This is a genomic window from uncultured Thermanaerothrix sp. (assembly GCF_938028735.1).
Taxonomy (GTDB): Bacteria; Chloroflexota; Anaerolineae; order Anaerolineales; family Anaerolineaceae; genus Thermanaerothrix.
Map to the genome: position 1 here is coordinate 107,888 of NZ_CALIMF010000002.1, position 25,565 is coordinate 133,452.

The following is a 25,565-nucleotide window of genomic DNA, read 5'->3' on the forward strand; positions in this document are numbered from 1 at the left end:
ACTTGGCATGCAGCAAAGTTTGTTCACGGCTCTTTGAACTCACCTTCAATCACCTCCCCATCATCAGAGGAAGAAGAGGTCGAGGTACCGCCTGACGTTGCTTCTTCTGCCGATTGGTACATGGTGCTGCCAATGCGCTGAAGAACTTGACTAAGCGCATCATTAGCCTCACGAATGCTGGTGATATCCTGCCCTTGCATGACCTCACGCAAGTGAGCAATGGCAGATTCCACGTGTTGTTTATCCGCATCCGAAATACGCCCGCTGTGTTCGCGCAAGAGCTTCTCGGCAGCATAAATCATGTTATCCGCCTGATTGCGTACCTCAACTAACTCTTTGCGGCGACGATCAGCTTCGGCATTGGCCTCAGCCTCTTTGCGCATGCGCTCAATTTCCTCCTCAGTTAACCCAGATGAGGCCTGAATCGTAATATGCCGACTGCGTCCGGTGGCTTTATCCTGAGCCGTCACAGTCAGGATACCGTTGGCGTCAATGTTAAAACGCACCTCAATCTGGGGCACCCCGCGAGGCGCTGGTGGAATACCATCGAGGATGAACCGACCCAGCGACTTGTTATCAGCAGCCATGGGCCGTTCGCCTTGAACCACGTGGATCTCCACCTGGGTTTGGTTATCGGTTGCGGTGGTGAAAATCTGACTCTTACTGGTGGGAATAGCCGAATTACGCTCTACGATTGGGGTTGCCACCCCACCCAGTGTTTCCACCGAAAGCGTCAAGGGGGTTACATCCACTAGCACTACGTCCCGTACTTCACCGCCTAGTACGGCCGCCTGGATGGCCGCACCGATGGCCACCACTTCATCGGGGTTAACGCCCTTATGGGGCTCCTTGCCAAAGAGTCGGCGTACCGCCTCTTGCACAGCTGGCATGCGGGTCATGCCACCCACCAGGACCACTTCATTAACATCCGAGGGTTGCAAAGCCGCATCACCCAAAGCCCGCTTCACTGGTTCGATTGTGCGTTCAATGAGATCGGCGGTTAACTGCTCCAGTTTTGCCCGGGTGATGGTCTTCACCAAGTGCTTGGGGCCGGTGGAGTCGGCAGTGATATAGGGCAAGTTGATTTCGGTCTGCAACATGGTTGAAAGTTCGATCTTCGCCTTTTCAGCCGCTTCCTTGAGCCGTTGCAGGGCCTGCCGATCCTGGCGCAAATCAACCCCCGTCTCACTTTTGAATTCTTCGATCAGATAATCCATCAGACGTTGATCAAAATCATCCCCACCTAAGAAGGTGTCACCACTCGTGGATTTGACTTGGAAAACACCCTCACCAACATCCAAAATGGAAATATCGAAAGTCCCGCCACCCAAATCGTAAACCGCAATTACCTCGTTCTTCTTTTTGTCCAAACCATAAGCCAGAGAGGAAGCCGTAGGTTCATTAATAATGCGCAAGACTTCTAGGCCGGCGATCTTGCCAGCATCTTTAGTGGCATTGCGCTGAGCATCATTGAAATAGGCCGGTACAGTTATAACTGCTTGTGTCACGGGCTCGCCCAGATAGGCTTCTGCATCCGCCTTGAGTTTGGCCAGGATCATAGCCGAGATCTCCGGTGGAGAGTACTCCCGTCCATCTAGAACCACCCGAGCGTCCCCATTGGGAGCCTTAGTAATCTTGTAAGGAACTCGGCTGATCGTGCGCTGTACCTCGGGATCGTCGTACTTGCGACCCATCAGACGCTTGATCGAAAAGATGGTATTTTCTGGGTTAATAATGGCCTGATTGCGAGCTGCTCGCCCAACCAAGCGCTCGTGATTTTTGTTCACGGCCACAACGGACGGAACCAGACGTTCTCCCTCAGCCGAGGGAATGACCACTGGCTCACCACCGATCATGACGGCTACTACAGAATTAGTAGTTCCTAAATCTATGCCAACAATTTTGCCCATGGTTGATTAATCCTCCTAGCGTGCAACTCTCACCAGCGCTGGTCTTAGCACACGATCGCCGATGGTATAGCCCTGCTGAACCACTTCAATGATTTGACCGCTTTCATGATCGGGGCTCTCTTCGTGCGAGATGGCCTCATGCAAGTTGGGATCAAACATCGCCCCTTCGGCTGGAATACGCTTAACGCCCTCTGCCTCAAGGATGCCCATCAGTTTCTTGTAGATAAGTTCAATGCCCTCCAGCCATTGGGCATCTACATTGGCAGGGCGATTTTTCAAGGCTCGCTCCAAATCGTCCACGATAACTAGGTACTTCTTAAGAATGGCAGCCGCAATGGTCTCTGCTAGTTGACTCTGCTCACGTTCAATACGCTTCTTGTAGTTGATAAAATCAGCTCGCTCGCGCTGCCAGCCCTCAAAATACGCTTTCTCTGACTGCTGAGCGCGCTCCAGTTCTTGCTTCAAAGCCTCATATTCACTCAATGGTATTGTGGTCATAGGTTCACTAATCACTCCCGTTGTTCCTTCTTCTGGCTCAGCTGCTAGGGCAGCCGCCTCATCAATAGGCGGAACAGAGGTGGCTTCAGCCCCGCCTTCCGCTGAGGCTGGCGGCGCAGCCGCGGCCTGTTGTTCCTCTTCAGAGGTAAGGGATACCGCCTTAGGCTCACGCTCATCCTTCTTCATGGTTCACCTCTCCATCCGATTTTATCGCCGAATCATCCATTAGAGTTTCGGACACCAGATCGCTCAATAAACTAGACATAAAACGAACGATCGAAATGGCACGACCATAGGACATCCGCATCGGCCCCAAGATCCCCAGCGTTCCCACGACCAACCCTGGCGCCCCATAGCTTCCTAATACCATGGAACATTGCCGTAGCTCCTCCCAGGTTCCCTCTCCACCTATCAGCACCTGGACGCCCCCAGGAGCGTGGGCAAGGACCGTTCGGGCCAGCAAATCTTGCAGCAATGTGGGCTCCTCAAGCAACTTAAGCGCTCGGCGCGCTTCATCGGATGTGGTAAACTCGGGTTCGGAGAGAACATTTGTAAGTCCATCTAAATAAATCTCGCCGGCCACCACGGAATCAACCTGCTCCATCTCCTCCAAAACCCACTCGAGCACGTCCGCCTCCAGACCCTCTACCAGAGAGCGCAAGGCGCGAATTTGCTCAGCGTCTTTACCATAGTACAGGGTAGTTATGCGATGAGCCGCTTGTGAAAGTTGGTCCTGGCCGACTGGCTCGTTCAAGATCAAAATGCGTTGATGGATTTCGCCTCCCACCATCACCAGCACCATCAAGACTTGGCGCCCACGGGTTGCAATCAATTCCAGGTGTTTCAAGCGTGCTTTCTCAGGATGAGGCGCGGTCACCAACGAGGCCGCACGAGATTGATGCGCCAGAACGGAGGCGGCTAGGCGCATCCACTGTTCAACATCATGGCGCATCTGGTAGAACTGATGGCTGATCATGCGCCGGGTGGAATCGGGCAACTCAGTCGCCTGAATGAGGCGGCTGACGAAATAGCGATACCCCTCCTCCGTTGGCACACGCCCGGCGGAGGTGTGTGGTTGGCGTAAATACCCACGCTCAGTGAGCACAGCCAATTCGTTACGCACAGTAGCCGAGGACATATCCAAGTTATACCGCGCCACCAAATGCTGCGAACCCACCGGCGTGGCCGTACGAATGTATTCGTGAATAACCAGGGTCAGAATAAACTTCTGACGCTCGGTAAGATCGTTCATCCCTGTTTCCACCTATAATTAGCACTCTCACCGCGAGAGTGCTAAATAGCCTACTGTGTTTCATCATACCATGCCTAAATGAGAAACGTCAAGTCGAACCCAAAATTCTTATAAAACGCTAATAGAGACCTGCGCCCACCTCGTTTTTTTCCATTTGCTCAGGTTTGGGCTATAATCCTGTCAGACATATGAACCTATCCTCCCTCGTAGTCTTGGGTATTACCCTTATCGTTGGCGGTTTATTGGTCTCGGAACGCTTGCGCCCCGACCTTATTGCATTAATGGTTATGGTCGTTCTTGGTTTGAGCGGATTAGTGCCCTCGCGCGAGGTGTTTTCTGGCTTTAGTTCTTCTGCAGTAATCACTATTCTGGGTATTTCAATCATCTCCACCGGCCTGCAACAAACCGGCGTCACCCTCCGCCTCGGGCAATTCATGCGCCGATTAGGACATCAATCAGAGGCCAGCCTGGTACTGGCGGTAACCCTGGTCTCAGCCAGTCTTTCTCTTTTCATGAATAACATTGCTGCGGTTGGAGTATTGCTCCCGGCAGTTATGAGTGTGGCCCGCCAGTCCAACACCCCTCCTTCTAAACTGCTCATCCCTTTGGCTTATGGCACCATTTTGGGAGGCATGGCCACCCTGCTCACCACTTCGAATATCATTGCCAGTGGAGCCCTACGTGAAGCCGGGTTACAGCCCTTCGGCCTGCTCGACTTTCTCCCTATTGGAGGGCCAATTGTCCTAATAGGAAGCCTCTATCTAGCTTTCGTGGGACGGCGTTGGTTACCCCAGGAAGGCTCTGCACTTACTCCCCGAAGCATCTCCCAGTTAAGCGCCGAACTGGCCAATCTCTACCACTTGCATGAGCACCTGGAGACGCTAGAAATCCTGCCTCTCTCTCCACTCGCAAATCGTTCCATAGTGGAAAGTGACCTGGCCAACCGCATAGGACTTACTATTATCGGGGTGCTGTCTAACGGAGAGCTAAAACCCGCCCCACCCAAATCCTATGTGCTTTCCCCAGGTGATCGTCTACTGGTTGAAGGCCATTGTGATCCGGCCACATTGGAAACCCTTGGCTTACGCCGAAGCCCTGTTACACCGCCCGCCTCCATGTTAATTAACGAAAGCGTCCGCCTAGCCGAGGTCGTCATCACACCACGCTCCTCTCTCATTGGGCGGACACTAAAGGACACCCATTTCCGCGAAAAATATAGTTTAAATGTCATTAGCATATGGCGCGAAGGTCGCCCCTTGCATGCCGACCTGGGAAATATCCCGCTTGCGGTTGGCGACGCCCTCTTGGTACAGGGCCCAGCTGACCGCATCCGCATGCTACGCGAGGATACCGACCTAATCCTCTTAGAGGAAGATCCTGACGCGGTACTTAGACCTCATAAGTACCCTCTAGCGTTCTGGATCACATTACTAACCCTGGGAATCGCTGCTCTGGGCGTCCTTCCCGTTGCGGAGGTTGTCTTGGCTGGGGCCACTTTGTTGCTTGTAACTCACTGTCTGAGCATGGATGAGGCCTACCGCAACATCGAGTGGAAAGCCCTGTTCTTAATAGCCGGAATGTGGCCGCTCAGCATCGCCATCCGCACGTCGGGGCTCTCCGATTTTGTTGCTATGCACATGATAGATCTAGTGGGTCAAAGCGCATCTATACTGGTAGCCCTCACCCTTATTTTACTGGCATTAGGATTTACCCAATTATTAGGAGGGCAAGTAGCCGCCTTGGTGCTGGCCCCTCTGGCCCTCTCTACCGCTGCTCAGACTGGTCTGGATGCCCGGGGGCTAATGATGGCAGTAGCCCTGGGCTGTTCTTTGGCCTTCCCGACCCCCTTTGGTCACCCGGTTAACATCATGGTCATGAGTTCGGGAGGATACACTTTCAAAGATTACGTGAAAATCGGCACACCACTCACCCTGCTAGTCCTGTTGATGATCCTCGTAGGGCTAAAACTCTTCTGGGGAATATAACGTCATCATGAGCACCACACCTTTCACTTTTGAACTCATTGCCCGCCAAGGTCGGGCACGTGCCGGGATCATCCATACCCCGCACGGTCCCATCCCCACCCCTATCTTTGCCCCAGTTGGCACCCAAGCCACCGTCAAAGCGGTTACCCCGGCCCAATTGGAGGAGCACGGGGTGACGCTGGTGCTCTCTAATACCTACCACCTTTTCTTACGCCCAGGGGCTGATCTGGTAGCGGAACTCGGGGGACTTCATCGCTTCATGAATTGGCCACACCCCATCCTAACCGACTCTGGTGGCTTTCAGGTCTTCTCGCTTAGCGAGAACCGCCGCGTGGATGAGGATGGGGTTACCTTTCGTAGCCACATTGATGGCTCCCTCCATCGGTTAACCCCTGAAATTGCCATCGAAGTTCAGGAAAAGTTGGGGGCGGATATCATCATGGCTTTCGATGAATGCGCCCCCCCACATGACCGAGCCTATAACGAGCAGGCTTTGGAACGGACTCATCGTTGGGCGGAACGCTGCTTAAAGGCAAAAACCCGCTCTGATCAAGCCCTTTTTGGGATTGTGCAGGGTGGCGTCTTTCTGGACTTGCGCGAGCAATCAGCGCGCTTTTTGACCAATCTAGATTTTCCCGGCTACGCCATTGGGGGACTGTCAGTGGGCGAGACAAAAACCGAAATGCATACCGTGCTCGAACTGGTAGACGGTCTCTTGCCCGAAGACAAACCTCGCTACCTGATGGGTGTGGGCACTCCTCAGGACATCATCAATGGTATCCTGCGCGGAGTGGATATGTTCGATTGTGTGCTGCCGACCCGGCTGGCCCGTCACCACGCAGCAATGACCCGCACCGGGCGCCTAAACATGATGAACGCGGCTTATGCCCGCGACCCTCGTCCAATTGACCCTGAGTGCACCTGCTATACCTGCCGTCACTTCTCACGCGCTTATCTACGCCACCTGATCGTGGCCCACGAGATGCTCGCCGCCACTTTGCTTTCAATCCACAACATTGCCACCCTCATCAACCTGGTAGCCGAAGCGCGTAACGCAATTCTGGCGGGAAGATTTGAGCAATTCACCGCGACGTTCTTTGCAGCCCAGGAGACCCTTCAATCATGAGGCATATGAAATGACCATCACACAGGCTTTCGTTTTAGGCATCATTCAAGGTATCACCGAATTCCTGCCAATTTCTAGTTCAGCCCATCTGGTTATCGTACCGTATCTGCTGGGTTGGCACTTCCCTGCTGATCAGGTTTTCCCCTTTGATGTCCTGGTACAGATTGGCACGTTGGTCGCTGTGATCCTCTATTTCTGGGCCGACTTATGGCACATCCTCACCATTTGGGTCAAGGACATGCTGGCACGGACACCTTTTGCTCACTTCGAATCACGGCTGGGTTGGTTGCTTTTACTCTCAACACTGCCAGGGGGCATTGGGGGAATCTTGTTGAAAGACGCAGTCGAGAGCGCCTTCTTGCGTCCCGATGTGACAGCATTCTTCCTCTTCGGTACCGCCTTATTCCTTTTCACCGCTGAAAGATATGGACGGCGTAACCGCACCCTCGCCGATCTAAATTGGAAGGACGCGCTCTGGATCGGCGTTGCCCAGGTTCTGGCGCTCTTCCCAGGAATTTCGCGCTCAGGAGCAACGATTGCCGGGGGAATGACTCGCCATCTGGAACGCCCCGCCGCCGGACGCTACGCTTTTCTCATGGCCATTCCCATCATGCTAGCAGCAGGTGGGGCAAGTTTATGGGATTTACGTCATGTAAACAACCTGGAGGAGTTTCTTCCGGTCATGGCCGTTGGATTCTCTACTGCCGCCGTGGTAGGCTATTTGAGCATTCACTGGTTATTACGCTTCATCTCCCGCCACACCTTACTGATTTTTGCCTTTTACTGCATTTTTGCTGGTGGGATCACGCTTGGTATTTACTTCTAAATGTCACTTCGCCAACGCTATCCCTATCCGGTATAATTGATAATATGAATGGGAAACGACCTGTCCCTCTGGTCATTGGAATTGCAGGAGGCTCGGGATCGGGCAAAACCACGGTTGCCAATGTCATCTTAGAACGAGTGGGACGGGATCGCATCGCTTACCTGCCCCACGATGCTTACTACCGCGATCTGGCGGCTTTGCCCCCCAACCAGCGCGCAGAGGTCAACTTTGATCATCCCGATTCATTAGAAACCAGTCTCCTCATTGAGCATATCCAACGCCTCAAGCAGTGGCAACCTATTGATTTGCCAGTTTACGATTTCACTACCCACACCCGCACCTCGCGCACCATTCGGGTCGAACCTAAGCGAGTCATTATTGTTGAGGGCATTCTGATTTTTGCTGAGCCAGCTCTGCGCGCCTTATTTGACGTCAAAATTTTTGTGGATACCGACCCGGATATTCGCTTTATCCGCCGATTGCAGCGAGATATTACTGAACGCGGGCGCACTACCGAATCGGTCATCAAGCAATACCTCAGCACAGTGCGCCCAATGCACCTGGATTTTGTAGAGCCTTCCAAACGCTATGCTGATGTCATTATCCCTGAAGGCGGGATGAATACTGTAGCCTTGGATATGGTAATCTCGCGCATTCAGGCTCTTCTCCAGGAAGAAGACTCCCTGGCCCAAGAGGCAGCCCACCCATGACCCAGGAGCAGCGTACCCGTCTGCTGCGCATCTTGGCTCTTGTGTTTGCGGTTGGGTTAACTCTTTTCCTCTACCTTAATCGCGATCGGGTCCAACACCTTCAAGGCTATGGTTATGCGGGCATTTTTCTGATCTCACTGTTGACTAATGCTACCTTGATCCTACCCATCCCCGGCGTGCTGATTACATCAGCCATGGGAGCAGTCTTCAACCCCTTCTGGGTGGCTCTGGCCGCTGGAAGTGGGGCAGCTCTGGGAGAACTTTCTGGCTATTTAGTGGGGTTTAGTGGTCAGGGAATCGTTGAACGGACCCAATGGCACGAACGCATAGAGCCGTACATCCGCCGGTATGGGGGATTAGCCATCCTAGTCATGGCATTTGTGCCTAACCCAGCCTTCGATGTTGCCGGGATCATTGCCGGGGCCCTCAAGATGCCCCTGCGCATCTTTTTGTTTTGGTGCTGGCTAGGCAAAGTACTGAAAATGTTGATCTTTGCCTACAGCGGGGCCTTACTTCTGGGCAGTCCCCCTCCTGGCTAGTTCGAAAAGACTCCCTTGCATACCCTCACTGAGTCACATGAGAAGACCGCGTTGGCTACGATCTTTCGGAATGCTTTGCCTGCAAGCGACGAGCACCCTCGGCGGCTAGGCTCTGCCAGGCCTGTTCTACCTCTTCCAACACCCTGGGATCCTCGGGAATTTCGCCATAGCGTACCTGGATATAAGCGTAAGTGAGCGTTTCTAAGGCGTTAAGGTGGTCAGGAAATAGGTCTTTGAGTACGGACAAAAACTCCAACGGAGTAGCCGCAAGGGGACGAGGACGCTCCAAAGCCGCGGCCAATTCCAAAAGATGTTGGTAAATAGCACGAATCCGATTCGCAATCTGTTGCCGAGCAATTTGATCGAGTGATTTGCGCCGTCTCCGCAAGCGCCGCGCACCTCGCACTAGGCGTGAGAATGGCAAGCGTTCCTCCAGCCCGCTTTCGGCTCGCAAGGGCAATAATAGTGTTCCAGGTGAGCGTAATTCGATCATCACCAGTACCAGGAGGCTTAAGATCACCAATAGCGCCAGTCCTGGCAGCAAACGATCAAGCAATGACCACTGAGCCGTTGGCCCCACCCCTTGGAGCAACTGCTCAACAACTCTAGGTAATTGTTCACCTCCCACAATATCAGGCAGGGGCGCCGCTGTGCCTCCCACCAACAGCGGGATCAGCCAGGAAACCAGCAACAGCACCATTGCGCCAAAGACAAACGCCACCACAACAATGGGAATTGCCACAAGTGCCATAATTCCCCAGCTCATCCATTCAACCGGGCGCTCAAGAACAACCCCTACTCCCACCCCCAATAAGGCCAACGCAAACCCCATTCCCACCACAAAAAACCACCAGGGGAGGGCCACTGCTGGTACAGCGCCCCCACGGCTCTGAAAGAGATCCACCATGTGTAAAATGCCAATGCTGCTCAAGTTAAGCGCTAAAACCAGAAAAGCTGGCCACAACGCTGCTAACGTGGGCTGCACTTCCCAGAAGACGCCATAGATAAGCAGCATGAAGATTCCCAACCGTAAGGAGGCGATAGCCCCATCGCTATCTATGCGCAGTTTTCCCAAACGTATACCCCGCCAAGTTAACAGCAGGACGGTTACTACGTGCCATCCCCACCGTCCTAGTCCTCTCTCGACTCGGAAGATTTCTTCCACAGAAAACCGTGTGAACAAGGCCGCCGCAGAGTCTCTAAGAAAGGCCCATCCCCCTAGCCCCACCGCGGCTAAAATAAAACCGGCCATTACTGCAACCGAACTCCAGGAGGTAAAACACTCGCGGTGGTGATCCAACCAACGGCTCAGACGCTCGGCCCCCAGAATAATTGCAAACAACGCAATGGCCACCCACCCCGCTTGCTGCACAGGCTGAACCAGGGCGCAGTACCACAACGTCGCCCAGACCACTTCGGCCAGAGCATTAAGTAGAATACCCGCTTCAGCCCATTGCAAAAGTCTCATCATATGTCCTTGGCTTCGCCAGCAACAGGAAGATGGATGACCTTAACCCGCGGGAGTGAGGGCGGTGGTGTTTCACTCAACGCCACCAAAACCAAGTGATGACGGTAACGCTGAATCAAGGTTATGGCCTCTAGCAATGGGGGGTTAACCAAGGCCGTGAGTATTACTAGTGTAGCCCCCATCGAGACATGCGAAGCGGTGTGAACAAGAAAACGCTCGAACGGATGGGTGATCAATGGGGTAACGCCGGCCAACGCCTGCAGCAGCATAGCCAGATGATCCATAGTGCGCCCAGGTTGAACCTGCATGAATTGGTCGGACGAAGTCACACCCCCATTTACGGCCAACCCGACCGCATAGCCATCTTCGATCCCGTAGTAGCAAAACGAGGCCGCTACACGGATAATTCGCTCCAGGACCTCGGGAAGCGTTCCTAACCAAGGGTGTTCCGACGTGGCCACATTGACGCACAACATCATGACCTGCGAGACAATAGGTTGATAAACTCGCGTTTGAAGTTGACCGGTGCGCACTGTTGCCGGCCAGTGGATTTGACGAAATGTGTCCTCGGGCATATAAGGGCGAACTCCAATCGTCAGGTTGGGATCTTCAAACAAACGTTTGCGAGTGCCCCGCTCTCCGTAGGGATCTTCTGAGAGCAGCCCTAGCGAAGTGCGCGATTCCAATTCCGGAAAAACAGTCACAGTTGCCGGTAACTCACGCTCCTCATGCTGTTCGGCCAAACCAAAAGGGTCACCAGATTCTAAAATCACGGGTCCCAACGTATAAATGCCGCGAGCCCCCAGACGCAAGTGAAGGTCCCGAATCACCCGACGATACCCCCACAAATGGTAGACATTGGTCAAATACCCGCGCCCAGGCACATGAGAAGGGGCCATTACCTCGCCTTCTTGAGGAGAGAGATTCAGCGGCCAGGAGTCACGAACCCTTAGCCATGTTAACGGTAAGCGCTTTTGATTCTCGACGCTCAAACGCAAAGGGAGGGTTTCCCCAGGGAAACCGCGGCTATAGATCAAATGGCGGTGATAAACCACACGCTCCAGCGCCCACTGCTGCCAGAGATAAGTCATCCCCACCACTGCCCCGGTTGCTAATCCCAACCCGACCAACCACTGAACACGCACCAGGGTCCCCACTAGAATGACCCCAATGATCAATGTAGCCCAAACACGGAACTTCACCCTACCTCCACCGGCACCGGCACCGCCGCGATAATTTCGCCAATTAAATCTTCACGACGACGCCCACGCAGCATGGCTTGCGGGGAAACGATCAAGCGATGCCCCAACACATAGGGGGCAACGCGCTTAACATCATCAGGCAACACAAATTCTCGCCCTGCAAGAGCTGCCCAAGCCTGGGCCATATAAAACAAATTCAATGTGGCTCGTGGGCTAGCGCCCAACTGTATCTCGGGGTTTTCGCGGGTTGCCTGGGCAATGCGCACCATATAATCCCGCACCGAAGCCTCCACGCGCACTTCCCGCCGCATCGCCTGCGCCTCACGAACGCCCTTTGGATCAGTGACCGCAGCCAGCATCTCCAGTGGATCTGTGGCCTGAAATCGCTCCAACATTCGGCCTTCTTCCTCAGGCGTAGGGTATCCCAGCCCAATCTTAATCATGAATCGGTCAATTTGGGCTTCAGGCAGGGGGAATGTCCCCTCAAGTTCAACCGGGTTTTGGGTGGCAATCACCATAAACGGGCGAGGCAGAGGGCGAGTGACTCCATCACCGGTCACCTGGCGCTCTTGCATGGCTTCCAGCAATGCCGACTGAGTGCGTGGAGTCGCCCGGTTAATCTCATCAGCCAGCACAATATTCGCCATAATTGGCCCCGGCCGATATTCAAAATCTTGAGTTTTCTGATTGAACCACATCAACCCCGTGACATCTGAAGGGAGCAAGTCGGGGGTGAATTGAATACGGCGAAAGGTGCATCCCAATGAAATGGCCAGCGCCCGAGCCAGCGTCGTTTTGCCGGTACCTGGCACATCCTCAAGCAGCACGTGACCTTCGCATAAAATAGCCGCCAGGATCAAGCGAATGGCTTCGTCCTTCCCCACTACCACCTTCTGAACATTCTCAAGCACACGTTCGACAAAGGATTTTAGCAATGCTCACCTCCCAAATGATAAGGGTCAAGCCTGGGGCAATATCCACAAATCATCCCCGGTCTGGGCTTTCAGAGTCGCCTCGGCGTTCCCATTCACAACGCACAGACTCAAGAACCCTGTGCTATCAAACATAGCGATCAAATCGCCCGGATGTCCCTCGCCAAAAGTGGCGACAATCTCATTAATTTCGCGATCCTTATAACAAATTTTCCATTGTCCTCTCCCTTCAAGATGCACCGGAGCAATATTGGTAATCAGATTACCAAAGCCGTCAATGTAAATGATCTGACCACGCCAGCCACCTTGTTCTGGCGTGGGTTCGGGAATTGGGATCAGAACTGGGTCCTCCACAGCCAGACCTAAGGCATCCAGGGCCACTCCCGTAGCCAAATGCGCAGCCACCGGGGCAAAAATATCGCGTCCATGAAAGGAACGGCTCACAGTGGGCAGCCAGTAAGACGGCTGAGTCAAACGTACGAAACGCATTGACCACCGTTGCATCGTGGCTTCGCGCACCACTAGGGTTAATAACCCATTATCGGGTGCCACAAAGTAATAATCGCCAATTTGAGCGGCTAGCGGGCGCCGCGGGGTGCCGACCCCAGGATCCACAACCGCAACGAAGACAGTCTCACGGGGGAAATAAGGGTAGGCCTGCGCTAACAGAAAGGCTCCCTCAAAGATATTCTGAGGCCTCACAGCATGGGTAATATCGGCAATTTGCACACCGGGGGCAATCCTCCAGATAACGCCCTTCATCACCCCCACGTAATGATCACGATAGCCAAAATCCGTCAACAAGGCAACAACCTGCGCCATTCTCACTCCCGAACACACTTCATAGAGTAGTAGCGTGAAAATCATACCACAACCAGAGCATCCTTCTCGCTCCGGTTCAGCTCTAATAAGTGCCTCACCTTGCTCAGGCCTCCTCAAATGATTGCGCTTAGCACCTCCTGACGCATCTTATCAATGCGCCGCTGTAAATAAGGGGAGAAATAGCCTCGGTAACGCTCCTGAAGCGCTGGCAACATCCAATCGCGACCAGTGACAATGCCGCGACACAGCGGTGAACCACAATGACATTCAAATTCATCGTAGTCGCTTGAATCACTCATGGCATAGTCAAAACAGGCCTCTTCCCCTATCGCAATATCGCGTATGGCTACCAAGGTAATCGGAGAACTCAAGCCACAATTGGGATCACAGGAATGATTAAAATAATCCGCCGGCTCGCCATACGTTAAGGGCACCATATAGAGATCATCTTCGATCTGAATGCTATGCACCCGCCGCTCCATCGGTAAAAGGCGCAACTGTTCACCCGTTAGAACCTGTCCTCCCCAGACGGCCAGCAATTCCCCTGCGCGAATGGGTTCTCGAGCAAAAAGTCCCAAACCCTTCTCTCCCGAGCAGGGCCGTAACTCTAGTTTTGGAGAGCAGTAAGAACACGTACTGAACTGCATATGTCCTCTCTAAAAAGTCAATGTCTTTAGCGCCCTTCCTGCGTATCTCTACAAATTAGTAACCCCATACGCTTATCTCCAACCAACCACCTCCTCTATGTTGATCTTACGGTTTTTACAGCAGGCCAAAAGAAAAAATCACCCACCAAGGGGTGAAAAAGAGAATCTATTGAGATCACTCTGCCAGGTGAACTAGAAAGAACAGTGCGTTCTAAGCAACAACACAAACCCTTGTACGCTTAACCAGCCTCCAATTTCAAGGTTAAGAACCTACGTGTGACCCAATTATATCAGGATCCCCACATTCGTACCCAATTTTGGCCATTTTCCTTTAGAATCAGGGCATCTGGAAATCCGCACCCTTGGCCTAGCAATCGGCAAACGGGGATTGGCTAGAAAACGCTTGGAGGAGGCAGACAATGAATAAGGTTTATAAAACCATCGAGATTACCGGCACCTCAGATGTCAGCATTGAGGATGCCATCCAAACTGCCATTGGACGAGCTGCGCAAACCCTGCGTCATTTACAGTGGTTTGAGGTCAGCGAGATTCGTGGACGTATCGAGGGTGATCATGTAGGACAATGGCAAGTTACCATTAAGATTGGGTTTACCTTGGAAGAGTAATCTCTACTCGGCTTCTTGTTCCGTCTTCCGTAACCTACAATCCCTTCGGGAAAGGCACGGCTTTTCCCGCGATGGAATGTGTTTATGAACAATACCCGGTTGAAATCCGACTTAACTTTGCTCCTGGCCGCCGCGATCTGGGGAAGTGGCTTTGTGGCTCAGAAGATCGCTTCTGCTGAAATCTCTAGTTTCGTTTTCAATGGACTGCGCTTCACAGCCGGAGGGATTTTACTTGCTCTGGGGTTGCGTTTCAATTTTCCCACCCGCCTAAAAGATTGGCGATGGGTCCTCCTGGGAGGCATTTTGCTCTTCGGAGGAAGTACGCTTCAGCAAATCGGGATTGCTACCACCACAGCCGCCAATGCCGGCTTTATCACAGGCCTTTATGTAGTCATTATTCCCATCTTGCTCTTTATTTTCGGGCGTCAGCGTCCTGGCTGGTATGTCTGGGCAGCCGCTGGAATGGCCGTCACGGGAACACTGCTCCTCAGTAGCGGCTCCCTGCGCATCCAGCTCAACACCGGTGATACTATCGTCCTCGGCGGGGCTTTGGTATGGGCTCTTCATGTGATTGTTGTAGGCAAGGCAGCCAATCGAATGAATAGCCTGCAATTTGCAGCAGGTCAGGCGCTTATCTGTGGCCTACTCAACCTGGCTATCGTATGGGGATGGCCCCAAGAAAACCGGTTAATCATGAGCCCAACCACTCTTCTGGCAATTGCCTACTCGGCAGTGTTTATTGTTAGCCTGGCCTTTACCTTGCAGGTAATGGGACAACGGTATGCCCCACCCACAGACGCGGCGATTCTATTTAGCAGTGAGGCCGTATTTGCCGCGCTTTTCGGAGCGCTCCTTTTGGGGGAACGGCTTCAGCCCGTCCAATGGCTGGGGGCTGCTCTCATCTTTGCTGCAATGCTGCTTTCTCAGGGACACGTCCTTTTGAGCTCGGACCTCTCAGTCTCACCTGCACCTATGTCCCGGCCTGCAGATACTTCCTCCGACTAAGGGCGCTCTGAATCACCCACCTTTCTCCAGCACCGTCCGCAACCCAAACTTGTTTTCTGCGTAGAATATTGCAGAGATTGCAAGCCGGTGGAACAAGGTGATAGCAGAGCCCGACTCAGCCCTCTTAAGGCATGCTCAACAAGATATTGAAGCCTTTAGCCAGGTTGTGGTTACCTATCAAACCCCGGTATTTAATTTATGTTACCGCATGCTGGGTGATTCTCAAGAGGCTGAAGATGCAGCCCAAGAAACATTCTGGCGCGCTTTTCGGTCGCTTCATCGCTACGATCCTTCGCGTTCATTCTTGACCTGGCTGCTATCCATCGCAGCCCATTACTGTATTGACCAGCTCCGCAAACGACGCACACCTGTAGAAAGCATCCAAGAATGGACGGACGAACTTCTCCCCGGTTCAGCGCCCAACCCCGAGGCTCAATATGTCCAATACGAAGAACACCAACGCATTCAGCGGTTGCTCATGCGCTTGGAACCCCATGAGCGTGCTGTCTTAATCTTACGCTACTGGTATGAAATGAGTGAATTAGAAATGGCTGAAATACTCTCGATCTCGACCAGCGCGGTTAAGAGTCGCCTCCACCGTGCCCGCCAAAAAATGGCCATTTTATGGAAGGAAGAACAACACAGTGGTTCTGCCCCCAAGGAGTCAATCCATGAAGCACCCGCCTATTGAAACCTGGTTCTGTGAGATGGGATGCTCCGAAATTCAGTCCCAGGACATGAAGGCCCATTTAGAAACATGTGTACATTGCCGTGAATCCTACCTGGCTTGGCAGGAGGTCAGAGAAGAAATCAAACGCCTGCCTTTGATTGCCCCTCCCCCGGCGTTTTCCAACCGCTGGGAGTCTTATGCCCGGGCCCAAATGCAGCGCTCTTTTCAGGCCACTTGGACATGGATCGACTTTGTGGTAGGGGTGGTGCTCTTAATTCTGGTGAGTTGTATAGCGCTTTTGGTTCTCTTTTGGGATTCCAACTTCGTCGCCGAGGGAATCGCGCACCTCATCCGATTCCTGACACGTCTGCCCTCGACCTGGCTTTATATCCGCTACGCCACTGTTTTCTGGCTGCGTGAAACCCCACCCTACTGGTTACCAGCAATTGGTTTCATCCTTTACGCTTGGATCCTTCTCCCCTTGAGTGCCTGGTGTTACACACTCGCCAAACTCACCCTACAAGGAGCAAAAACCCCATGAAGACGAGACACATTACTTTATGCTTAATCTTTGCGGTCAGCCTAATCCTTCCACTTGGATCATGGCGCCCCGCCCTCGCCAAGCCCCTGCTATCTCCTTACCCACAAACCCTCAAGGGCGATCGCCTAGTGATTGGAGAAACCTTTGTCCTGCAGAGCGGTGAAACCCTCGAGGGAGACCTGGTAATTATAGGGGGTACCGCCGAGGTGCAGAAAGGCGCTACCGTCAACGGAGATATTGATTTGCTGGGTGGCTCGTTGAAACTGGCGGGAGAAGTGGTTGCCAGCATTAACGCCGTTGGAGCAACGCTTGAATTTGAGGAGGGCGCCCTGATCCGAGGAGATATTCACGCTATGGCCTGTTCAATCTCGGGATTAGAGAAAGTCACCCTGATGGGCAGTCTTAATACTTTCAGCCCCTCAACTGGCGTTTGGCGAGCCCCGGTTTTCCGCTGGCAACCCTGGGCCAATGTGCCCACAGAACCCTTCAATTTCCTGCAGCGCGCTTTTCTTAACCTTCTACGCACACTAGCGATTGCTCTTCTGGCACTGCTAATTGCCTTGATTCTGCCAATGCCCCTAGATCGCATCAGCCAAACGCTCACGTACGAGCCTTTCCTTAGCGGCGGTTTGGGATTGTTGACGCTACTGGTTATACCAGCGGTATTAGTGATTCTGCTGATCACCATTATTCTGATCCCAGTGGCACTAGCAGGGTTGATGATTCTGGCTCTAGCGCTACTGCTGGGATGGGTCGCCGTCGGATACGAAATCGGAAATCGTCTGGCCAACCTCTTCAAGAGCATTTGGAGCCCTCCTGTGACTGCCGGGATTGGCACATTGATACTTGGACTTGTCCTGTACTTGCTGGGATATGTGCCCTGTCTGGGCGGAATCCTAAGTTTTTTGATCGGATGCTGGGGTCTAGGTGCCGTTCTGTTAAGTCGTTTCGGCACCCAGGTCTTCCGTACCAACACACCTGTCCCTTCCGCTCCAGATTATCCAGGGATTACCCCAACCCGGCTATCGCCTTCCGATGAAGAGGAGAAAGAAGGAGAAAACCCATGAAACGAATTTCAAAGGCCTTTCCAGTTGGTCTGATCCTGCTAAGCCTAACACTGTTGAGTTCACTGGCTTGCTCCATTACTGTCAACCTACCCAATATTCGTGTGCCAACGCTTCAAACGACTACTCCGGTTGTCATGACCGTTGACGAGCCACTCCCCGCAGATAGCGCGCAAGCCATCAAATTACGTTTGGAAATGGGAATGGGGCAACTGACCCTCCAACCGGGCGCTCGGAGCCTACTCCAGGGTAGCATTCGCTACAATGTCCCCGAATGGGAGCCTCAAATCCTACGTGGCGAGGATAGTCTAGTCCTGACCCAGCGCCAGGCGGATGGGCAACTAGCGCTTCCCAAGGAAACGATCAATGAATGGGACTTAAAATTGGGGAATTACCCGCTACAACTGACCATCAACGCCGGCGCTTATAAAGGTGAAATAGATTTGAGTGGTCTGCCTATTACGCGATTACAAATCTCGGATGGAGCCAGCGAAGCACGGGTGGTGTTCAATACCCCCAATCCTCTGCCCATGGAGCAACTGCGCTATCGCACCGGGGCTTCCAAAATTGAACTACTTGGTCTAGGAAACTCCCGTGCTCAGGAAATTGTTTTTGAAGGGGGCACAGGGACTTACACGCTGGATTTTTCAGGTGAGATGTCACATGATATGAACGTAAGCATCAAGTCTGGGGTTTCCCAAGTAGTGCTCATCATTCCCTCTGAGGTACCCGCACGCGTGGAGATCACTGGCGGGTTGAACAACGTTTCTCCGCAAGGCACCTGGAGCATCCGCGACAGCGTTTACGAGAAGGGTGGCCGTGGACCCAAACTATGGATCAAGATCCAAATGGGGGTTGGCTCCCTTGAACTCAAAACCCGGTAGCGCGATACAACCGATAGTGTTCTACTAACTCATACACCTGTGGCAGAAGGTAGTAACGGTATGTTCTACCCTCTGCCACGCGTTGACGGATCTGGGAGGAGGAAATCTCCAACAATGGGGCATCCACAAACATTACTTTGCGTTCCAGGCCAGGCAAAACGGCCTCGAGGCGTGAGAGATCTACCGCATCTCCAGGTCGCCGCATCACCCCCAGCCCATCGCAAGTCTCTAAAAATTTTAGGGGTTGATGCCACGTTGGCAGGTCACGCAGCGAATCCCCACCGATCAGATAAATCAGCGTATCTCCAGGGTAAAGGTCGTGCAAAATCCGGAGCGTATCCACCGCGTAATGGGGACCAGGGCGCTCAATCTCAACCCGTGAGAGTTCAAATAGAGGGTTGCTCCGTATAGCAGCCTCAACCAATTCAAGTCGAATTGCCAGAGGGGTGATCGGTTGCCCGCGCTTGTGGGGTGGATCGGGGGTCAGGACCCACAACACGCGTCCCAATCCCAATTGATCAGCCGCTTCCGAAGCCAGAATCAGGTGCCCCACATGGGGTGGATCAAAAGTTCCACCGAAGACCCCGATACGCCTCATTCCTGCCACTCAAGTTCGTAATTATCCCCAATGAAGACGGTATCTCCATTCTGAACGCCTGCCTGACGCAGCGCTTCATCCACTCCCAGGACCTCCATTAATCTCTGGAAGCGGCGCACCGATTCCTCGTACTCCCAGTACGTCATTGCCGCTGCCCGCTCAACAGCCTCTCCAGTCACTTTGAAACTTCCATCCGCCAGTCGAATGACTTGGAAGGCTCGCGGGTCTGCAGAAGGACGATACACGGGCATCTCAACCTGGCTTGGAATCGCTGGGGCTTGCTTGACCAGTTCTGCGCAACGCCACAAAATCGGTTGCAAACCAATCTTTTTCAAGGCCGAGATAGCGACCGCATCCACCCCACGTTCCTTGAGCTGGCGCTCAATTTCGGGCCAGCGTTCCTGCACTTCTGGTAAATCAATCTTGTTGAGCGCAACAATCATGGGTTTACGCGTCAGTTCAGGGTCGAATAGAGCCAACTCGCTATTGATTTGGGCATAGTCAGCCACTGGATCAGGGGAAAGTCCATCCAGCAAGTGGATTAATACCTTGGTTCGCTGGATATGACGCAAGAAAGCATCCCCCAACCCTACCCCGCGATGAGCCCCCTCAACCAATCCCGGAATATCGGCCAAAACCAGAGACGTGTTAGCATCTAAATCGGCTACTCCAAGATTGGGCTCCAAGGTAGTGAAAGGATAATCGGCAATTTTAGGCTTTGCATTCGTTACCGCAGCCAGAAAACTGGATTTCCCTGCATTAGGTACCCCCACAATGCCTACATCGGCAATCAGTTTCAACTCGAGGCGTAAGTTACGTTCTTGGCCCGGTTCCCCTTTCTCGGCAATACGCGGAGCCTGGTTACGTGGGGTAGCAAAATGGGCATTGCCTCGTCCGCCCCTGCCACCACGGCACACCACCAGACGCTGCCCAGGCTCCACCAGATCGCCCAATAACTCTCCCGTATCGTCATCGTAAACCACGGTGCCCGGCGGAACGGGGATGATCAAATCTTCGCCTGAGCGCCCGGTCATGTTGTTAGGTCCACCTCGCCCACCATCCTGAGCAATGAAACGACGCTGATAGCGAAACTTCACCAACGTATTCAGCGAGGGAGTAACCTCGAGAATGACATCTCCCCCCCGCCCACCATCACCACCATCGGGGCCGCCGCGGGCTACATATTTCTCCCGGTGAAAGTGGACAATACCATCCCCGCCTTTGCCTGAGCGAACGTAGATTCTGGCCTCGTCAATAAACATACCTCATCCGCTCATCCAGGGTAGGAAAGGTATTGGCTCCTTTCCTACCCTTGTTTTATCTTCCCAATCTACTTGCCCAGTTTTTCTTTCAGAATATCCTCCAGGGTAGGTTGTCCGATCTCCTGGAGTTCGTAGCGAACGCGTTGTACCGGTTTGTTGATCTTGATCACTCGCGTAATGTCAATGGGCGTGGCTGAAATAACCAGATCCACCTCTGCCCGATTGATGGTCGCCTCCAGTTCCTTCATTTGGGTTTCACCATATCCCATCGCAGGCAGAATAGGGCCCGTCTGCGAATATTTCTGATACGTTTCGGCAATTGAACCCACCGCATACGGGCGCGGGTCGACAATCTCAGCGGCACCAAAACGGCGGGCAGCCACCCAACCAGCCCCATAAGCCATTTCACCATGTGTCAGAGTGGGACCATCCTCAATCACCAACACCCGTTTACCCCGGATCGCCCGCGGATCATCCACAAAGATGGGTGAAGCTGCCTCAATGATAATAGCATTCGGATTGAGCGCTTGGAGATTCTCGCGAACTTGCAAAACGGCTTCGGGATTTGCCGTATCAACTTTGTTAATCACAAACACATCCGCCCGGCGCACATTGGTCTCGCCTGGGTGGTAACGCTGTTCGTGACCTGGACGGTGAGGATCCGCTACCACAATGCGCAGATCTTCCTTATAAAACGAGAAGTCATTATTGCCCCCATCCCACAAGATGACATCCACTTCGGCTTCTGCCTGGCGCAAAATCTTCTCGTAATCAACCCCCGCATAAACGATAACCCCGTTATCCAGGTGCGGTTCGTATTCTTCCCGCTCCTCAATCGTACACTCGTAGCGGTCTAGATCTGCATAACTGGCGAAGCGTTGGGCTTCCTGGCGCACCAAGTCACCATAAGGCATGGGGTGTCGAATTGCTGCCACTCGCAAACCCATCCCACGCAATATTTTGGCCACACGACGGCTGGTCTGACTCTTCCCCGAACCCGTGCGTACCGCACATACAGCAATTACCGGCTTGCTGGATTTCAATTGGGTGCTTCCAGGTCCCATTAGACGAAAGTCGGCGCCAGCTGCCATCACTAGAGAGGCCTTGTGCATGACATACTCGTGCGAAACATCGCTGTAGGCAAACACTACCTGATCCACAGCTAAGGTCTTGATCAAGTGTTCCAGTTCACTCTCAGGATAAATCGGAATGCCCTCAGGGTATAGGGGGCCGGCTAATTGCGGTGGATAACGCCGTCCCTCAATATTGGGAATTTGGGTCGCGGTAAATGCTACGACCTGATATTCGGGGTTGTTACGGAAGAAAACGTTGAAATTGTGAAAATCACGACCTGCGGCGCCCATGATAATGGTTCGAATGGTCATAGGTTGTTAAATCCTCCTGGGTGTTGGATTTTAAACCGGATTACATCGCCTCTGGGGCGTTAATCCCAAGCAAAGCCAAGCCAACCTCCAGTGCCTGGCGTGCCGCCGCCACCAAGCGGAGCCGGAATTGACGCACTTCCATCTCCGCTTGCAACACCGGACATTGAGTGTAAAAGTCATTGAAAACGCGGGCCATTTCATAGACTAGGTTGGCAATCAGCAGAGGGCGGAATTCTGCAGCCGCCCGTTGGATCTCACCCGGCAACCGGGAAATCAGATCCACTAACTCAATCTCTGATGTGGTCAATGTATGCACGGGGAGCACGGAGGCGGGAAGCTCAAAACCGACCTTACGCAAAATGCTCCCGGCTCGAACGTAGGCGTACTGAATGTAGGGGGCTGCTTGTCCATTGATATCCAACGCGCTTTCCCAATCAAAAGTCACAATCTTAGTGTTATCCCGTGAGAGCATGGAGTACTTGATTGCCCCCAATGCTACGGCATGGGCAATCGCTTGTTGCTTCTCTGGTGACAACTCTGGATTTTTCACTTGAACGATTTCCAGAGCTCGACGGGTGGCTTCACGCACTAAATCCTCCAATAACACCACCGTACCTTCGCGTGAGGACATAGTGACATTGCCCGGCAGATTGACAATTTCATAGGCCAGGTGATAGCACTTGTTGGCCCAAGCGTACCCCATTAGTTCAAGGGTCTTGAAAATCTGCTGCAAATAGAGGCTCTGGCGCACGTCAATCACATAAATAGAGCGATCCAAATCGTATTCTTGAAACTTCAGGATCGCCAACGCCAAGTCCTTAGTGGCATAAAGCGAGGTTCCATCTGAACGTAGGACCACTAGCGTACGATACTTATCTTTCGTACCTAGGAGCTCATCCAAAGGCACTACCACAGGACCTTCCGGGCGCTCGTCACGAGCAATGCCACGTCGAATCAAGTCCTCCACCAAACGAATGCCCGGCTCCTCGACCTCGCTCTCAAAATAGACACGGTCAAAATGAACGCCTAACAAGGCATAAATCTGATCAAACCCTTCCAGGGACCACTGGCGCGTCCGCTGCCAAAGGGCTAGGATGTCTGGGTCACGTTGGTGCCAGCGTGCAAAAAGTGCCCGCACCCGAGGCTCTACGGAGGGATCTTCCTCAAAGCGTCGGTCAGCTTCGGCATACAAATCTCCCATCCAGCGGGTTTTATCCTCCCCTGGCTCCTCGCCCGCATGGTAGGTCATATAGTTCCAGAGCCACTTAATAACATGTAAACCAATATCACCAATATAATTAGCCCGAATCACCTCATAGCCGGCATATTCAAGGATGTTGGAGATCGCAGCTCCCAAGATCACGTTCCGCAAGTGGCCCACATGAAACGCCTTGTGGGTATTGGGCTGTGAAAACTCTACCATAACTCTTTCGCCGCGCGGAGCTGCCCGACCAAAGCCACGTTTCTGCTCAAGCACGGTATCCACAACACGCTGCGCATAACGCTCCGGGGAGAAATAAAGATTGAGATAGCCGTTCACCGCCTCTATCCGCGCAAAGCCCTCCATCTCTCCTAAGAACCGCGCCACCTCGGTAGCCAATTCCTGCGCCCGCTGATTGACCTTGAGCGGCTTCCCCTGCCGTGCTTCCTGAGCCGCCAACTGGAAAAAAGAGGTCGAAATTCCCCAATGACCAGCAAAAGGAATCCACTTCCACTGGATCTGCGGCTCAGGCAACCCATTTTGCTGACAATACTGGCGAATTTTTGCCTCTACAGTTTGTTGTTCGTGCTCAAACATGCAACCCACCCCTCAATTTGTAGGGTATTGATAATTCACGCTTCCAATGATAGGCAGACCGATTATAACATAGACCCCCGCCTTGCCATCTGGGCGAGAGTGAGCCCCAAGCATAAAGCGAGCGGGAGGTGATACTCCCGCTCACACAAAATGCTCAAACGATAGAAGAGGCGTGTTTGATCAGGCTGCCTTGCTCAATAAAGCGGCAAAGCGCTTCATCAAGCGGCTCTTTCGGCGCGCGGCGTTATTTTTGTGGATAATCCCTTTTTCGGCTGCCTTATCAAGGGCTTTCTGAGCACGCAGAACTGCCACACGAGCCTCATCAAGGTTGCCACTCTCGATAGCTGCATTTGCCTTACGGATAAACGTACGTGCTGACCCGCGATAGACTCGGTTGCGTAGCCGTCGCTTCTCATTTTGTCGGTTGCGTTTGATCTGAGACTTGATATTAGCCAAAGCCCATCCTCCATCTGTTTAACTTTCGAAAGCGGATTTTACCAGAATATGCCTAATCCGTCCAGGAATTTTGCTAAAAATGCCTCCAAAGAGTCCCGCCTTGTTCCTTGATAAACGTGCCGACCCCGGCCTTTCGGGGGCCGGGATCGGGGTGCTTTCAAAATCCTATTTATCCAACAGGACGGCCACCCCAGGCAGTACCCGCCCTTCCAGCATTTCCAGAGATGCTCCACCACCGGTTGAGATATGGGTAATCTTGTCTGCCAAACCCGACTGGTTAATGGCTTGTACCGACTCACCACCACCGATGATACTCACCGCGCCGCTCTCGGCCACCGCGCGAGCAATCCCAAAGGTACCTTGGGCGAACTTCGGGAATTCAAATACACCCATGGGGCCGTTCCACACTACCGTGCCCGCCCCTGCAATCACTTTTGCATATGCCTCCACAGTTTGCGGCCCAATGTCCAGCACTCGCCAACCCTCTGGAACAGGGCCAACCGGGATCACTTTCGATTCGGCTTCAGCATCGAACCGATCAGCAATGACAACATCCACGGGCAAACGCAAACGCTCACCACCCTCGCCAAGCAGTTCTTTGGCCGTATCTAGCGCCTCATCCTCAACCAGCGAGTCTCCCATCGGTATGCCCTTGGCCTTAAAAAACGTATTAGCCATGCCGCCACCGATGAGAATTGCATCAGCCTTCTTGAGCAAGTTACGAATGACTCCGATTTTATCGCTGATCTTCGCCCCACCCAGGATCGCCACAAAGGGACGCTTGGGATTGTCAATAGCCTCGCCGAGATACTTGATTTCCTTTTCCATCAAAAAACCAGCAACGCCCGGCAAGTAATGGGCAATCCCCTCGGTAGAAGCATGAGCACGATGGGCAGAGCCAAAAGCATCATTGACGTAGATGTCTGCCAGGGCTGCCAGAGCCTTGGCCATTTCAGGATCGTTCTTTTCCTCCTCTGGGTGGAAACGGGTATTCTCCAACAGCAGAACTTCCCCGGGCTTCAGCGTCTTAGCCGCCTCTTCGGCAACCGGTCCAACACAATCCTCGGCAAACTTAACCGCTTTGCCAAGCAACTGACCAAGATACTCAGCCACTGGCTTGAGTGAATACTTGGGATCCGGTCCACCCTTGGGGCGGCCCAAGTGTGAGGCCAGGATCACCGCAGCACCCTGGTCTAGTAAATACTGAATGGTAGGCAGTGCCGCTCGAATGCGCGTGTCATCCCCAACGACGCCATCTTTGATTGGCACGTTGAAGTCTACCCGCACAAAGACACGTTTACCCTTTACGTCAATGTCCCGGACAGTTTTCTTGTTGAACATGAGACCCTCCCTTTATTT

The 25,565-nt window shown here is 53.1% G+C and carries 25 protein-coding genes; 11 read left to right on the forward strand and 14 right to left on the reverse strand.

Features of this window, described 5'->3' with window-relative positions; translation table 11 throughout:
- Positions 1-23 precede the first annotated feature (23 nt).
- Genes dnaK through hrcA form a run of 3 tightly spaced genes read right to left on the reverse strand, consistent with a single transcriptional unit; the run spans position 24 to position 3,660 of the window.
- Positions 24-1,910: a molecular chaperone DnaK gene (gene dnaK / locus Q0721_RS01245; RefSeq protein ID WP_299024489.1), complete on the reverse strand. Its 1,887-nt coding sequence runs from the start codon at positions 1,908-1,910 to the stop codon at positions 24-26.
- A gap of 15 nt (positions 1,911-1,925) precedes the next feature.
- Positions 1,926-2,594, reverse strand: a complete 669-nt coding sequence (locus tag Q0721_RS01250) for a nucleotide exchange factor GrpE (RefSeq protein ID WP_299024491.1) — start codon at positions 2,592-2,594, stop codon at positions 1,926-1,928.
- Positions 2,581-3,660, reverse strand: a complete 1,080-nt coding sequence (hrcA, locus tag Q0721_RS01255; RefSeq protein WP_299024493.1) for a heat-inducible transcriptional repressor HrcA — start codon at positions 3,658-3,660, stop codon at positions 2,581-2,583. The genes Q0721_RS01250 and hrcA overlap by 14 nt, the downstream gene beginning before the upstream one ends.
- A gap of 188 nt (positions 3,661-3,848) precedes the next feature.
- Between hrcA and Q0721_RS01260 the strand changes: the two genes are divergently transcribed.
- Genes Q0721_RS01260 through Q0721_RS01280 form a run of 5 tightly spaced genes read left to right on the forward strand, consistent with a single transcriptional unit; the run spans position 3,849 to position 8,846 of the window.
- Positions 3,849-5,645 (forward strand): SLC13 family permease, encoded by a 1,797-nt coding sequence (locus Q0721_RS01260; RefSeq protein ID WP_299024495.1) that lies wholly within the window; start codon positions 3,849-3,851, stop codon positions 5,643-5,645.
- 7 nt (positions 5,646-5,652) lie between these two features.
- Positions 5,653-6,771: a tRNA guanosine(34) transglycosylase Tgt gene (gene tgt / locus Q0721_RS01265; protein WP_299024497.1), complete on the forward strand. Its 1,119-nt coding sequence runs from the start codon at positions 5,653-5,655 to the stop codon at positions 6,769-6,771.
- A 10-nt stretch (positions 6,772-6,781) separates the two neighbouring features.
- The gene (gene uppP, locus Q0721_RS01270; RefSeq protein ID WP_299024499.1) at positions 6,782-7,597 is read left to right on the forward strand and encodes an undecaprenyl-diphosphatase UppP; all 816 of its coding nucleotides are present in this window, start codon (positions 6,782-6,784) and stop codon (positions 7,595-7,597) included.
- A gap of 44 nt (positions 7,598-7,641) precedes the next feature.
- On the forward strand, positions 7,642-8,307 hold the full coding sequence (gene udk, locus Q0721_RS01275; RefSeq protein ID WP_299024501.1) for a uridine kinase: 666 nt from the start codon (positions 7,642-7,644) through the stop codon (positions 8,305-8,307).
- Positions 8,304-8,846 (forward strand): VTT domain-containing protein, encoded by a 543-nt coding sequence (locus Q0721_RS01280; protein ID WP_299024503.1) that lies wholly within the window; start codon positions 8,304-8,306, stop codon positions 8,844-8,846. Before udk ends, Q0721_RS01280 begins: the two co-directional genes overlap by 4 nt.
- A 55-nt stretch (positions 8,847-8,901) precedes the next feature.
- On the opposite strand, the gene Q0721_RS01285 is transcribed toward Q0721_RS01280, so the two are convergent.
- The 5 genes from Q0721_RS01285 to Q0721_RS01305 form a co-directional block, all read right to left on the reverse strand.
- A complete protein-coding gene (locus Q0721_RS01285) occupies positions 8,902-10,317 on the reverse strand; it encodes a DUF4129 domain-containing protein (protein WP_299024505.1) in 1,416 nt (471 codons plus the stop codon).
- Positions 10,314-11,516 (reverse strand): DUF58 domain-containing protein, encoded by a 1,203-nt coding sequence (locus Q0721_RS01290; RefSeq protein ID WP_299024507.1) that lies wholly within the window; start codon positions 11,514-11,516, stop codon positions 10,314-10,316. The genes Q0721_RS01285 and Q0721_RS01290 overlap by 4 nt, the downstream gene beginning before the upstream one ends.
- Positions 11,513-12,451, reverse strand: coding sequence for a MoxR family ATPase (locus tag Q0721_RS01295; protein WP_299024509.1), 939 nt, complete (start codon positions 12,449-12,451; stop codon positions 11,513-11,515). Before Q0721_RS01295 ends, Q0721_RS01290 begins: the two co-directional genes overlap by 4 nt.
- 24 nt (positions 12,452-12,475) lie before the next feature.
- On the reverse strand, positions 12,476-13,315 hold the full coding sequence (locus tag Q0721_RS01300; protein WP_299024510.1) for an SAM-dependent chlorinase/fluorinase: 840 nt from the start codon (positions 13,313-13,315) through the stop codon (positions 12,476-12,478).
- Between the two features lie 68 nt (positions 13,316-13,383).
- On the reverse strand, positions 13,384-13,848 hold the full coding sequence (locus Q0721_RS01305; RefSeq protein WP_299024511.1) for an SET domain-containing protein-lysine N-methyltransferase: 465 nt from the start codon (positions 13,846-13,848) through the stop codon (positions 13,384-13,386).
- 488 nt (positions 13,849-14,336) lie between these two features.
- Here Q0721_RS01305 and Q0721_RS01310 point away from each other — a divergent pair, with 488 nt between their 5' ends.
- The 6 genes from Q0721_RS01310 (at position 14,337) to Q0721_RS01335 (ending at position 18,707) form a co-directional block, all read left to right on the forward strand.
- The gene (locus tag Q0721_RS01310; RefSeq protein WP_299024512.1) at positions 14,337-14,543 is read left to right on the forward strand and encodes a dodecin; all 207 of its coding nucleotides are present in this window, start codon (positions 14,337-14,339) and stop codon (positions 14,541-14,543) included.
- 84 nt (positions 14,544-14,627) lie between these two features.
- Positions 14,628-15,548, forward strand: a complete 921-nt coding sequence (locus Q0721_RS01315) for a DMT family transporter (protein WP_299024513.1) — start codon at positions 14,628-14,630, stop codon at positions 15,546-15,548.
- A gap of 97 nt (positions 15,549-15,645) precedes the next feature.
- Positions 15,646-16,239 carry a sigma-70 family RNA polymerase sigma factor gene (locus Q0721_RS01320; RefSeq protein WP_299024514.1) on the forward strand — a complete coding sequence of 198 codons (594 nt, stop codon included), beginning with the start codon at positions 15,646-15,648 and terminating at the stop codon, positions 16,237-16,239.
- Complete coding sequence (locus tag Q0721_RS01325; RefSeq protein ID WP_299024515.1) at positions 16,220-16,759, forward strand: hypothetical protein; 540 nt, start codon at positions 16,220-16,222, stop codon at positions 16,757-16,759. The genes Q0721_RS01320 and Q0721_RS01325 overlap by 20 nt, the downstream gene beginning before the upstream one ends.
- Positions 16,756-17,826, forward strand: a complete 1,071-nt coding sequence (locus tag Q0721_RS01330; protein ID WP_299024516.1) for a polymer-forming cytoskeletal protein — start codon at positions 16,756-16,758, stop codon at positions 17,824-17,826. The genes Q0721_RS01325 and Q0721_RS01330 overlap by 4 nt, the downstream gene beginning before the upstream one ends.
- Positions 17,823-18,707 carry a toast rack family protein gene (locus Q0721_RS01335; RefSeq protein ID WP_299024517.1) on the forward strand — a complete coding sequence of 295 codons (885 nt, stop codon included), beginning with the start codon at positions 17,823-17,825 and terminating at the stop codon, positions 18,705-18,707. Before Q0721_RS01330 ends, Q0721_RS01335 begins: the two co-directional genes overlap by 4 nt.
- Here the strand turns inward: Q0721_RS01335 and nadD are convergent.
- From nadD to Q0721_RS01365, 6 genes are all read right to left on the reverse strand, one after another.
- On the reverse strand, positions 18,694-19,305 hold the full coding sequence (gene nadD, locus Q0721_RS01340) for a nicotinate-nucleotide adenylyltransferase (protein WP_299024518.1): 612 nt from the start codon (positions 19,303-19,305) through the stop codon (positions 18,694-18,696). The genes Q0721_RS01335 and nadD overlap by 14 nt on opposite strands.
- The gene (gene obgE / locus Q0721_RS01345) at positions 19,302-20,567 is read right to left on the reverse strand and encodes a GTPase ObgE (RefSeq protein ID WP_299024519.1); all 1,266 of its coding nucleotides are present in this window, start codon (positions 20,565-20,567) and stop codon (positions 19,302-19,304) included. The genes nadD and obgE overlap by 4 nt, the downstream gene beginning before the upstream one ends.
- Before the next feature lie 68 nt (positions 20,568-20,635).
- A complete protein-coding gene (locus tag Q0721_RS01350) occupies positions 20,636-21,952 on the reverse strand; it encodes a cyclic 2,3-diphosphoglycerate synthase (protein ID WP_299024520.1) in 1,317 nt (438 codons plus the stop codon).
- 40 nt (positions 21,953-21,992) lie between these two features.
- Entirely contained in the window at positions 21,993-23,750 is a 1,758-nt protein-coding gene (argS, locus tag Q0721_RS01355) for an arginine--tRNA ligase (protein ID WP_299024521.1), read from the reverse strand.
- Between the two features lie 180 nt (positions 23,751-23,930).
- Entirely contained in the window at positions 23,931-24,206 is a 276-nt protein-coding gene (rpsT, locus tag Q0721_RS01360) for a 30S ribosomal protein S20 (RefSeq protein ID WP_299024522.1), read from the reverse strand.
- A gap of 165 nt (positions 24,207-24,371) precedes the next feature.
- Positions 24,372-25,547 carry a phosphoglycerate kinase gene (locus Q0721_RS01365; protein WP_299024524.1) on the reverse strand — a complete coding sequence of 392 codons (1,176 nt, stop codon included), beginning with the start codon at positions 25,545-25,547 and terminating at the stop codon, positions 24,372-24,374.
- Between the last annotated feature and the right edge of the window lie 18 nt (positions 25,548-25,565).